The following is an 11854-nucleotide window of genomic DNA, read 5'->3' as shown; positions in this document are numbered from 1 at the left end:
GATAATACGATGATGCGTATTTTATTGTTGGAAGATGAAGAATCGATCCGAGGATTTGTGCGAATTAATTTGCGACGTAATCAGATGGAAGTAATCGAAGCAGAAACCGGTGAAGCGGCACTTATGTTGGCGGCTCAAGAAGGACCTTTTGATATTGCTTTGCTTGATGTGATGTTACCAACAATTAGTGGCTTTGAAGTATGCGAGCAGTTGCGAGCCTTATATCCACAGATGGGCATTATTATGCTCACTGCTAAATCACAAGAAGAAGATAAAATCTATGGCTTGGAGCTGGGAGCGGATGACTATATTCAAAAACCGTTTAGTCCTGGCGAATTAATTGCACGGATTAAATCATTGAAGCGTCGTTTAGCACCAGTACAGACAAATAATGATATGGAGCAGCTTCAAACTCCAACTAATGGATCAACAACTAATAATAAATTGGTATTGGATAGTGGTATATTTCGGTTGTCGCTACTTGAGCATCGCTTTTGGAAACGAGAGCAAGAAATTATATTAACTCCGACAGAATGGATGTTAGTAAAATTACTATTGGAACGAGCAGAAGAAAATGTTAGTCGTGATTTTATATTGACGGAAATATGGGGCAAATATTACACAGGTGATTTAAAGGTCGTTGATGTCAATATACGAAGACTTCGACAAAAAATTGAAGATGATCCATCAGAGCCGATGATTATTGAAACGATATGGGGCTATGGCTATCGTTGGCGGCGGAGGGAACGGCGTTGAAAAGTTTACAAACGAAAATGGTATTAAGCTATTTGGTACTTATTTTACTTGTTGTGGCGGTTATTGGTGGTTTGTTTATTACGACACTATGGAATTACTATTACGGAAGTACGCAAAGTGTGATGAAGCAGCGAGCGGAATCTGCCTTGACAGTCCATGGACGAATATTAGCGGAACAAGATCTCACGCAGCAAGCCAACTATATGTTGCAGTTTATGGCGGCAGATCGTGGAGCTACAACGATACAACTGCTACAGCCTTCTGGGGAATTGCAGATGGACTCGAACGGACTTGCTAATCAACATAAGTATGAAACAGAGGATGTAAAAGAAGCGTTAGCGGGACAAGTAAGTAGCTGGCGTGGAGTTGATCCGTATTTTCAGGAGCGAGTTATTTCCGTCACCGTTCCGGTAAAAAATGAAGTGCGAATTGTATCTTTGCTACGATATTCTTCTTCGTTAAAAAATGTAGATCAAATATTACAGCATCAAGTCCAAAAAGTTATATTTATTGGAATAATCGTTATATTGTTATTTTTATTTGTCAGTTTGTTTTTTGCTAGAAAGATTGTGAAGCCACTCCATCAGCTAACGAGAGCAACTAAGCAAATGACTACTGGTGATTGGACAACAAGAGCGACAGTTTATGGCAAGGATGAGATTAGCCAACTATCTGTTGCGTTTAATATGATGATGGATGAATTAAATAAACGTGAAAAAATGAAAAATGATTTTATTTCGTCTATTTCTCATGAATTGCGTACACCGTTAACATCGATAAAAGGGTGGAGTGTTACGCTTGCTGATGATGATCAAGAGCTACAAGCAGATGAGATGAAAACCGGTCTTCAAATTATAGCTAATGAAACAAAACGATTGTCGGGGCTAGTAGAAGATTTACTTGATTTTTCAAAGTTATCTTCGCAATCATTGCAGTTGAATACAGATATGGTTGATTTGAATATGATCGTTACGGCAACGATGAACCAATTTATTGTACGGGAAGAACAAATGAAAATTGGGATGGTTGCACAATTGGCACTTTCGCCCATTATCGTTCCACTTGACTACAATCGCTTTAAACAAGTATTAATTAATGTAATGGACAATGCTTTTAAATTTACAGACAGTGGCGGTAGTATTCGGATAACTACGATGATAAAAACGAATAGTGCTGTCGTGATGATTGCTGATAATGGAAAAGGTATTGCAGCCGAACATATGTCGCATATTACTGAAAAGTTTTACAAAGGAAATACAACTCATAGTGGATCGGGATTGGGGCTTGCCATTAGTAAAGAAATTATGGAGTTGCATGGCGGTACGCTACAAATTGAATCTGAATTAGGAGCGGGTACAGTCGTGACGTTATCATTGCCACTACACCTATAATGTCAGTTTAAGAAGAACGGAATTGACAGTAAGTGAGTAGTGGTGTTATTATGTGAATTAATCATAGTAAACACATAGGAATAATAAATTATAATACAGACGAATAGAAGCAACGATCGTTGATAATAAGTTAGGTGGAGGAGTACTGATGGAAAAATCATTAATTATTCGACATGACGAACTGCAATTAACCGCTACATTACATTATCCCAAAGTGACTACACAGGAGGATAACAGCAAATATCCGGCTATTATTGTTTGTCATGGATTTATTGGCAGTCGCATTGGCGTGGATCGTTTATTCGTGAAGGCTGCTCGCGCATTGGCTGCTACAGGAGCATACGTTATTCGGTTTGATTATGGCGGATGTGGAGAAAGTAGTGGCGATTACGGTGCGTTAGGCTTTGAAGAAATGATCCATCAAACGCGAACAGTCATTGATTATATGCACGATATTGAAAATGTGGATTGGGATAAAATCACTTTGCTAGGGCATAGTCTTGGTGCAGCTGTAGCTATTATGACTGGTGTACGTGATAGACGAGTAAACCGACTCGTACTTTGGTCACCAGTCGGTTATCCTTTTAATGATATAGTCAATATTGTTGGTCGACATAGTTATGATGAAGCAGTGAAATCTGGACAAACCGATTATATGGGTTATCGATTACAACCAGCATTTTTTGAATCGTTGATGCAGCATCAGCCATTTCAAGCAGCAGTTAAATTTACAGGAGATGTACTGTTAGTTCACGGTACAAGTGATGAAGATATTCCTGTCGATTACAGTTTCCTCTACCAAAAAGTTTTTTGGTCGCGTAGTCAAGGGATTTGTGATAAACAAATTATATTTCAAGCTAACCATACGTACTCCAGTCAAGCATATCAAAGCGAAGCGATTGAATATACGAAAGCATGGCTCGTGCAATTAGATGCGAAAGAACAATTGTGGTTTGACTGGAGTATTTAATTAAGTAGTGCGGCGTTTGTATTTTCCAAAATAAGGTATGTTCACTTTAACGTCTATTTTTTCAATCGATGTTTGATCGATAATCAACTTAGTATTGTTGTTGCTAAGTTTGCGCCACAGATCGGGCTGGCGATGACGAAGTTCTAAACCTAAATCATATATATCGATCCCTTTTTTAAAAGCAGCGCTATACGTATAGAGTACTTCTTTCTTTACTTGCTCGGCAGCTAATGTAACAAGCTTTTCATATGACACAGGTTCCAAATATTCGTAAAGCTCTCCTTTTAATTTAATAGAGATATGAAATGTAATATCATCGTCATTGATGATTGTTTTTATTTTCACTTTTGGTTTACTAAGCGATAGCTGAGCTATTAATTCATTATCGTCTTTGACGGACAGAGGGGCGCGCTGTGTGGAATCTAACATCCAGTGATATCCTTGCATTTGTGTTTCAGTTAAAAAACCTTTATAGTGTTCATTTGCTTGAAAGTACGCTCCATTTAATTTTAATAGCGGTAATTTTTTTTGTGATTGTTGCCAAGTATCTCTGTTCACAGTAATTGATGGCAAGTAAGAAGTAGCTGCTGGTTCCGTATAATGTGACAAGTATTCAACAGTAGTAATTGGTGGTAAGTAGGAATATTGTCTGTAGTTAGGTTCTGGATTATGAAGAATGCTAAACAAGGCAGACATTTCGAAAAAAGAGTTAGTTGATAGCACATCATCAATCGGGTCTTTAGTAACATAAATCCAAGTATTATATCTCGATTCCGGATGACGATTTATCATCTCCATCAGTTTTCCACCATGAGCTTTTAATGCTCGTTCTGACAGGACAAACGCTGTAACATGTCCCCACAAAACATAAGTTTGTGTCGTTTTGTATAAGTTGGTGGTAGCTTTAAAAAAAGAAGTATCTACTCCTTTCCCGACCCAAGTAACTGGTTTACTTGCTGTTGATCCACCGGATTCTGATTTTGCAATATTAGTAAAGCTGAGAAACTGGGCATAGGAATGAAATTTTCCATCAACGTAATCAATACCAAGTGCTTTTACGAAACTACGACCGTTATAATCTGTGTTACTCCAACAGCCAGTTATAAACACCATTTGGATGATCATTAGTATAACCAGTAAACTTTTTATTTTTGATGAGGAGGCAAAGGTACGAAAATGGTTCATTTTTTATCCTTCTTTCTCCTTGGTTTTCTACTGTGTAATTCATGAGGACGTTTATTGTTCCATTGGATTGGCGCTTTGAGTATGCCAGCTAACAATTCAGAAAGCTTGAGTGGTGCAAGCGGCGACAAATAGGATACACCAAAGGAACGAATGTTGGTCATATAGGCGATAAAAGCAATTAGCGATAACATAAATCCATACATGCCAAAGATAGAGGATAGAAAAAATGATGTATATCGCAATAGAGTCGTTGAACTAGTAAGCAATTGATTGACTAACGTTGCACCAGACACAACAGTTATAGCAGAAATAACGATCATTAGTGGGGAGACAATCCCCGCTCGAATAGCAGCATCCCCGATAATAAGCCCACCGACTACGGTTAACGTTTGACCAACGGAGCTTGGCATTCGAATGCCTGCTTCGCGAAAAAGCTCCATTAAACTCATAATAAAAAACATTTCTATAGGGCTTTCCATCGGCAGCCCATGCCTTCCGAGCGATATAGTTGCTAGTAAGGTAAACGGAATTTGATCAGAATGGTAAGTGGTAAAAGCGATATATAATCCAGGTAGAAAGATCGTAATCCATAGTCCGACAACACGAATAATTCGTCCGAACATGACAGATATCAATGGGTAGTACATATCCTCGGGTGATTTCATTAATAAAAATAAATTGACAGGAATGATAATTGCTGTAGGGTTGTTATCTAACAAAATAATGAATCGACCTGACATTAAACATTGAGCAGCAAAGTCAGCTCGCCCTGTATAATCACTAGTAGGAAAAATAGCGAATTTGGATGGAGCCAGTAATTCTTCCAGTTGCCCTGTAGAGATTAGCTTTTCCAGTGTAATTTCTTCTAGTTTGCTGCGAATTTGTTCTGCTGTATCTGGATTTGCAATATCGGACATGTACAGTAGAGCGGTTTTTGTTTTACTTTCCTGACCAATCTCAAAATATTCACAGGCTAAATTCGTTGTTTTTAGTCGCTTGCGAATAAGCGAAATATTCGTTTCTAAATGTTCAATAAATCCATCCTTGGAGCCGCGAATAGAAACCTCTGAAGCGGAGTCTGTAGGTTGGCGTTTTGGTACATTAGCTAGATTAATCATCCAAAAGCTTTGTAAGTGCGGTACAAAAAGTAATAACATACCTTCAAATATGTAATTGCTAATCCATTCAGAAGTAATGTTTGTACCTTTAGTATCATAAAACTTCCATAACATTTTATTAGCGTCATTCATGTCGGAAGCATTAGAAAAATTGGTCGCTTGATACAACTCATGAACCTCTGGCAAGACAAATTTATATATTAAACTGTTGTCAATCATCCCGTTAGAATAAATGAAAACGATGGACGAATGCTCTGCTTGCTTATCAAGGGTATGAGGAAAAATAGTAACGTCATTCGCCATTTTAAACCAATCGTTAATCAATTTTGTTGTAATTGTCTCATCTGTTTTTTTGTGAAGTTCATCGTTGTTACTCATTGCTATCATTCGCCTCCTGTTGTACAAGGGTATGTTGCTGATTGTTGTTCTGATGTCCTTGTTTACGTTGAAATACGAGCGCAATAGTTACAAGGATCGTTAGTATGGATACAAATATTAGTAAGGCTGGAGCATAAATATGTTGTAAAAACAAAAGACTGACATCATCTCGCCACGGATAAGTAACGAGTAGTAATACGAAGATGGTCACTATAGTCAAAATGGTAATATTAATTTTTTTGGACTTGAAGGTAAGTAAGGAGGAGATTAAGTAGATGCTAGTTGCTACTCTTACTAAAGCTCCGGATAGCCATTGGTAAATCGAAAGAAAGTCAATATGCTGTAGCAACAGTCCGAGTTTGACAATTTTCCATTGTTCAAAGGCGGAATACCGTTGTTTCGCTGCTTCCATCGGACCAAATTCCGTGATGGAGCTTAATGTTGGACCAATGGCCATACTAATCATAAAGAAAGCAAGCGCTATAATTTGCCATGCTTTTATTTTTTTTTGTAATTGATGCTGGTATAGTAACAATATCCAAGATTCCATAAAACCGGATAGTACAAAAGCAGAACCGATGAAGGCGGGCATCATCCCAAATTCAAACATTGGTTTTAATAAGCTGTAATCTTTATATTTGTAATTAGCAATCATGACGAAATAGCCTAGAAAAAGTACAGTCGGTAACAATATACTGGCTGTCATTGCAATATTTTTAAATCCAGAGAGAGCCATCAAAAAAGCAATTAAAATAAAGAGTAGAACTAGGACGAAAAAAGGAGTCACTTGCATATAGGTAGTCACTGTCCACATAGCAGTATCGTGAGTTGTATATAAACAAGAGGCGAACAAAAAGCAAATCGCTATTATTCGAAAGATAACAGCTACCGTCTTTCCGAAACTTTGTTCAAACCAGTCGACTAAACTTCTATTTTTTAATTGTTTCATAATGTAATAAAGTAATAGCATCCATAAAATGTAGAAAGGAGCAGCGAACAAAACGGAGATCCATGCATCACGCTTTGCAACATCGAGAATAACGGGAATAATCATGACATGAGAGACAAGCCCTGCACTTAATAATAAAACGGAAAACGCTGTCCAAATGGTAATATTACCTTGGTTTTGATTCAATGTTTACCTTCACCACCTTTGTTTGGAAAAGTCATCTTATATGATGCACTTTTTTTGGTGATTTTATTAGCAAAATAACAGAGAGTGTGAAATTTTTACAGACGTAACGGTAGAATTATGATTAAATAGAACGTAATAAATATGGAACGAAAGTAGGTAAAACTGTGAATGACTATAGAATTAGAAAAACATTAACAGCCAGCATGATTGCTATTTCCCTTAGTCTATCCGCTTGCGGAGGAGGGACGGCCCCAGTTAGTAAGGTAGAGGAAACGCCGCGATCAGTAGTTACGCTAGCTCCAAGTCCTGAACCTACACCTACACCGCTGCCCTATACATCTTTATTTACTGGAGCAGCTTTAGAGGAAGAGCGACTGGAACGACCAATTGCTGTAATGGTTAATAACTTTGCTGCAGCAAGACCGCAGTCTGGATTAACGGAAGCAGATGTTATTTGGGAAGTATTGGCAGAAGGTGGCATTACAAGATTAGTTGCTATATTTCAAAGCAGTACAGCGATAACAGAAACGATTGGACCAGTTCGTAGTAACCGTCCTTATTTAATCGATATAGCAGATAGTTATGGAGCAATTATGGCTCACGCAGGTGCAAGTCAAGGCGGTTATGCTATTTTGCAACGACAGAAAAAACCTTATCTCGATGAAATTTCAAATGCGGGAGCTTTTTATTGGAGAAGTAAGGAACGAAAAGCACCTCATAATTTGTATACAAATTTAGAAAAGCTGCGCCAAGGTAGGGACAAGCGTGGGTATCATAACGATGCACCGCAAGTAGCTTATTTATTTCATGAAGCGGGAACAGCACCAACTTATTTGCAGGCGGTAGAAGCGAAGCAATTTTCTTTTATATTTACATTGAAAAACTACCGAGTGGGATATGAGTATGACGAAGCTACTAGCTTATATAAACGATTTATTAATGATGAACCACATACGGACAAAAATAATGAACAACAATTAGTGGCAAGCAACCTTATTGTGATGAACGCTAATCACCAGACATTAGATGGAGAAGGAAGACTGGAGATCGATTTGACTAGTGGCGGGAAAGCGATATTAATTCAAAAAGGAAAAGCAATGGAAGTGGAATGGTTAAGAGCCGCTGATGAAATGATTCGATGGACGAAAGATGGAGAAGAGATTAAATTACTGCCAGGTAAGACTATAGTACATATTGTGCCCAAGCGATCTGAACTGCTAGAACATATTGCAGGAATAAATTTTGTAAAGGAATAGTAAAGGGATGTCGAAGTATGTTAGAGTAATGTAAAAGAATAGTTAAGCAATTGTAAATAGATGAAGAAATTTAGGTTAATAATGTTATAAAATGGATTTCCATAGCAGGAATGGTAGCGATTTTGAACAAAACGTGTCGAAAATAACCGCTTGCATCTCTTTTTGTAAAGATTATTCGCCAAAATATTTGAGATGTTTACATTGCGTTAACAAATGGGTTGTACACTTATGTATGGCAGTTATAATTGCTATATGAAATTCTCTAAATATGGCAAAAGTAGCCAGGCTACATATAATTGTACATCAATCATCATCCAATGAAGCAAAGGGGATTACCATGTTTAAGAAAAAAGACGTGTTTTTTTCTACATTTGAACAAATGGCTGATACGATCGTAGAAGCTGTTGAGTATTTTGCGGCAAGCGTGAAAGATTTATCAAATGTAAATGAGTTTGCTAAAAAGATGAAAGAATACGAAAGCACATGTGATGAATATACACATAGCATTTTGATTGAACTCAATAAAACTTTCATCACCCCAATTGAAAGAGAAGACATTATGGCACTGACGACATCACTGGATGATGTGCTCGATGGAGTAGAAGCAAGTGCTTCCCGATTTGTTATGTACAATGTGCAAGAGAAAGATGACTTCGTTATTCAGTTTGGTGATATTTTGGTGCGTTCCGTTCATGAGATCAAAAGCGCCATCAGCTTACTTACTCAAAGAAAACTGCTAGCTATGCGTCAACATTGTATCGCAATTAATCAATTGGAAAATGAAGGAGACGACTTGCTACGTGTCAGTGTAACACAATTGTTCGCATCCGTTGCAGATCCTATTGAACTAATTAAACGCAAAGAGATTTACGAGCGACTGGAGCAAACAACTGATTGTTGTGAAGATGTTGCGAATACGCTCGAGTCTATTATTATGCGTAATAGCTAATAGAGAGTAGGAATTGCAACTATGGATATTTTAATATTGTGTATTGTTGTTTTTTTTGCGTTGTCATTTGACTTTATTAATGGATTTCATGATACAGCTAATGCGATTGCAACTAGCGTATCAACGAGAGCGTTAAAACCACGTGTTGCTATTTTGATGGCAGCAGTGATGAACTTTCTTGGAGCAATTACGTTTACAGGAGTTGCTAAAACAATCGGAAGCGGCATAGCAGATCCAGCTCAGCTAGAGAATGGAACGATCATTGTTATTGCTGCTCTAATATCTGCGATCGCTTGGAACTTAATTACATGGTGGTTTGGAATTCCTTCCTCCTCCTCTCATGCATTGATTGGTTCATTGGCAGGTGCTGTTATTGCTTCTGCTGGATTCAAAGCAGTTAATGCAGGTGGCTTTCTTGATATACTCAAAGCATTGTTAATATCTCCGCTGATTGCATTTACGGCAGGATTTATTATTATGTGGATATTGAAAAAAGTACTAGCGAAAGCAAATCCGCATCGTGTTAACAAAGGGTTTCGTTATGGACAAGTTGTAACAGCGATGTTCCAATCCTTTTCACATGGTACGAATGATGCACAGAAAGCAATGGGTATTATTGTTTTTGCATTAGTTGCTGCTGATGTACAAGATACGATGGATGTACCGCTATGGGTGAAATTATCTGCCGCTCTGGCAATGGCACTAGGAACATCTGTTGGTGGTTGGAAAATTATTAAAACGATGGGTACGAAAATATTTAAAATTGAACCCGTAAACGGCTTTGCAGCTGATGTAGGTTCAGCAGTAGTTATATTAACAGCGACAATATTGCGTCTACCAGTAAGTACGACTCATGTTATTACTTCATCCATCCTTGGAGTGGGAAGTGCTAAACGTTTTGCTGCTGTAAAATGGGGAGTAGCTGGTCGGATTGTGGTAGCTTGGGTTATTACAATTCCTATTAGTGTAATTATGGCGGCTGGAGTATACTGGTTGATCGATTTAATATTTCTTTAAATAATATAGAAACACGATGAGTTTTCATGCGAAACTTCATCGTGTTTTTTTAATTGTAGGAGTGGAGAGAATAGAAAGAGTAGTGGGTGAAGGTGCTTTTAAGTCGTATCCCTTTTGCTCAGTAGTAGTTTAAGTACGCTTCAGAGATGACAACTATTTATCTTCGTGCGATGGAGCAAAACAAAAAAAGAAAGTATTTTATCTCCGGATATATATTATTATAGAAGAAACAGAAAGGAGAGAATACACCATGGTTATAGCAGAAATTACAGTTATTCCAATTGGTACGGGAAGTACAAGTTTGAGTGAGTATGTTGCCAATATGCAACGTGTCTTAGCAGCTCAAACGGATATCGATTTTACATTAACATCTATGGGGACTATTATTGAAGGGAATTTAGATGCGGTATTCGGTGCTATCAGGGCACTTCATGAAGCGCCGTTTGCAAGTGGAGCGAAGCGGGTATCTACTTCCATTAAAATTGATGATCGACGTGATAAAACAAGTTCTAGCATACAGAAAATGCAATCCGTTCAAAAGTTGCTCGAATAGCATGGCATGAATAGTAAGGCTGTTGCTGTAGCATGATAATAAATAAATGTATTAAAAACGAAACATTGTGATTAAATTCACAATGTTTCGTTTTTAATTGATCTATAATAAGAGTAACACCACATCAGGAGGGAACAATCATGGCGATACAAACATTCAAAGCAACAACACAACTACAAAACGGAATGGTAGTTAAAGCGACATCCCGTCATTTTGAAGTAACAATAGATGAACCGAAAAGTTTAGGCGGCACGGATACAGGGATGAATCCAGTAGAATTAGTATTATGTGCTCTCGGTGGTTGTCAGGCAATTGTTGCTCGCGTGTACGCGAAAAAGTTTGAAATTGATTTACAGGATTTTCGAGTAGAGCTGGAAGGCGATCTAGACACCGACGGATTCATGCATAAAGCGGATGTTGCACCTGGCTACTTAGAAATTCGTTATAACATATTTATTAAAACTAACGCGGCTCGTGAACAAGTAGAAAAATTTATCGAGTTTGTAGAAAAAACTTGTCCGGTTGGAGATACGATTGCCAGACCTGTAAAGACAGTTTTAAATAATATTGTAATAGTATAAGCTTATTCCGAAATATTCGTTCATTATATAATCTAACTTAGCTCCCCAATCCTCTTTATAAGCGATAAAATCGTAATATGATTTTATCGCTATATTAATGTTTGGGTTTGTTTAGTTCAAATAGTAGTTTTGGAGTTAGATTACAAATAAAATTATACCCAATGGATAGAAATTAGGATGGTTTGAAACATTTATATAGAAGGAAGGCAAAATTTTTGTAATATCTATTGACTATATTGTTAATCCTATGTTAAAGTGAAGTTCGCCTGAGAGGTTAGTGAGTTGCTTTTCGATAAAATTCAAGTATTACATTAAGAAGCTTTTCAATACATTAAAAAGAATTTTAAAAAAGACTTGCAATCAACTGGGTTAGTGTGGTATATTATAAAAGTCGCCGCTAAAAAGAAATAAACGTTAACGGCGTTAAACAATAAGACAAAAACGAAACAATGATTTGTTCTTTGAAAACTGAACAACGAGTGAAGTAATACAAAGCAAGTCAGCAAGAAATGAGCTACAAACTTTTATTGGAGAGTTTGATCCTGGCTCAGGACGAACGCTGGCG

General features: G+C 37.4%; 11 protein-coding genes. 8 read left to right on the top strand and 3 right to left on the bottom strand.

Annotation, left to right across the window (positions count from 1 at the left end):
• Nucleotides 1–12 precede the first annotated feature (12 nt).
• The 3 genes from ACFSTH_RS13310 to ACFSTH_RS13300 all read left to right on the top strand — a co-directional run bounded on the left by ACFSTH_RS13310 (nt 13) and on the right by ACFSTH_RS13300 (nt 3117).
• Entirely contained in the window at nt 13–756 is a 744-nt protein-coding gene (locus tag ACFSTH_RS13310; RefSeq protein WP_377769388.1) for a response regulator transcription factor, read from the top strand.
• Nucleotides 753–2147 (top strand): sensor histidine kinase, encoded by a 1395-nt coding sequence (locus ACFSTH_RS13305; RefSeq protein WP_377769347.1) that lies wholly within the window; start codon nt 753–755, stop codon nt 2145–2147. The genes ACFSTH_RS13310 and ACFSTH_RS13305 overlap by 4 nt, the downstream gene beginning before the upstream one ends.
• 148 nt (nt 2148–2295) lie before the next feature.
• Entirely contained in the window at nt 2296–3117 is an 822-nt protein-coding gene (locus ACFSTH_RS13300; RefSeq protein WP_377769346.1) for an alpha/beta hydrolase, read from the top strand.
• On the opposite strand, the gene ACFSTH_RS13295 is transcribed toward ACFSTH_RS13300, so the two are convergent.
• From ACFSTH_RS13295 to ACFSTH_RS13285, 3 genes are read right to left on the bottom strand one after another with little or no spacing between them, the layout of a single operon-like run.
• The gene (locus ACFSTH_RS13295) at nt 3118–4302 is read right to left on the bottom strand and encodes a Ger(x)C family spore germination protein (protein WP_377769345.1); all 1185 of its coding nucleotides are present in this window, start codon (nt 4300–4302) and stop codon (nt 3118–3120) included.
• The gene (locus ACFSTH_RS13290) at nt 4299–5798 is read right to left on the bottom strand and encodes a spore germination protein (RefSeq protein ID WP_377769344.1); all 1500 of its coding nucleotides are present in this window, start codon (nt 5796–5798) and stop codon (nt 4299–4301) included. Before ACFSTH_RS13290 ends, ACFSTH_RS13295 begins: the two co-directional genes overlap by 4 nt.
• Complete coding sequence (locus ACFSTH_RS13285) at nt 5791–6933, bottom strand: GerAB/ArcD/ProY family transporter (RefSeq protein WP_377769343.1); 1143 nt, start codon at nt 6931–6933, stop codon at nt 5791–5793. Before ACFSTH_RS13285 ends, ACFSTH_RS13290 begins: the two co-directional genes overlap by 8 nt.
• A 164-nt stretch (nt 6934–7097) precedes the next feature.
• Here ACFSTH_RS13285 and ACFSTH_RS13280 point away from each other — a divergent pair, with 164 nt between their 5' ends.
• From ACFSTH_RS13280 to ACFSTH_RS13260, 5 genes are all read left to right on the top strand, one after another.
• Nucleotides 7098–8189, top strand: a complete 1092-nt coding sequence (locus tag ACFSTH_RS13280; RefSeq protein WP_377769342.1) for a DUF3048 domain-containing protein — start codon at nt 7098–7100, stop codon at nt 8187–8189.
• Nucleotides 8190–8526: 337 nt separating this feature from the next.
• On the top strand, nt 8527–9138 hold the full coding sequence (locus ACFSTH_RS13275; protein ID WP_377769341.1) for a DUF47 domain-containing protein: 612 nt from the start codon (nt 8527–8529) through the stop codon (nt 9136–9138).
• 21 nt (nt 9139–9159) lie between these two features.
• Nucleotides 9160–10155: an inorganic phosphate transporter gene (locus ACFSTH_RS13270; protein WP_377769340.1), complete on the top strand. Its 996-nt coding sequence runs from the start codon at nt 9160–9162 to the stop codon at nt 10153–10155.
• Nucleotides 10156–10405: 250 nt separating this feature from the next.
• Nucleotides 10406–10708 carry an MTH1187 family thiamine-binding protein gene (locus tag ACFSTH_RS13265; protein WP_377769339.1) on the top strand — a complete coding sequence of 101 codons (303 nt, stop codon included), beginning with the start codon at nt 10406–10408 and terminating at the stop codon, nt 10706–10708.
• 140 nt (nt 10709–10848) lie between these two features.
• Nucleotides 10849–11289, top strand: coding sequence for an OsmC family protein (locus ACFSTH_RS13260; RefSeq protein WP_377769338.1), 441 nt, complete (start codon nt 10849–10851; stop codon nt 11287–11289).
• Nucleotides 11290–11854 lie beyond the last annotated feature (565 nt).

The sequence above is a fragment of the Paenibacillus yanchengensis genome, from assembly GCF_042684845.1.
GTDB lineage: Bacteria > Bacillota > Bacilli > Paenibacillales > Paenibacillaceae > Pristimantibacillus > Pristimantibacillus yanchengensis.
This window is presented reverse-complemented; position numbering and strand designations above follow the sequence as displayed.

What these genes read in the sequence shown, in the direction of transcription:
- ACFSTH_RS13295 (WP_377769345.1), bottom strand. Translation starts at nt 4,302, where the DNA reads ATGAACCATTTTCGTACCTTTGCCTCCTCATCAAAAATAAAAAGTTTA.
- ACFSTH_RS13270 (WP_377769340.1), top strand. Translation starts at nt 9,160, where the DNA reads ATGGATATTTTAATATTGTGTATTGTTGTTTTTTTTGCGTTGTCATTT.
- ACFSTH_RS13275 (WP_377769341.1), top strand. Translation starts at nt 8,527, where the DNA reads ATGTTTAAGAAAAAAGACGTGTTTTTTTCTACATTTGAACAAATGGCT.
- ACFSTH_RS13265 (WP_377769339.1), top strand. Translation starts at nt 10,406, where the DNA reads ATGGTTATAGCAGAAATTACAGTTATTCCAATTGGTACGGGAAGTACA.
- ACFSTH_RS13260 (WP_377769338.1), top strand. Translation starts at nt 10,849, where the DNA reads ATGGCGATACAAACATTCAAAGCAACAACACAACTACAAAACGGAATG.
- ACFSTH_RS13300 (WP_377769346.1), top strand. Translation starts at nt 2,296, where the DNA reads ATGGAAAAATCATTAATTATTCGACATGACGAACTGCAATTAACCGCT.
- ACFSTH_RS13310 (WP_377769388.1), top strand. Translation starts at nt 13, where the DNA reads ATGCGTATTTTATTGTTGGAAGATGAAGAATCGATCCGAGGATTTGTG.
- ACFSTH_RS13290 (WP_377769344.1), bottom strand. Translation starts at nt 5,798, where the DNA reads ATGAGTAACAACGATGAACTTCACAAAAAAACAGATGAGACAATTACA.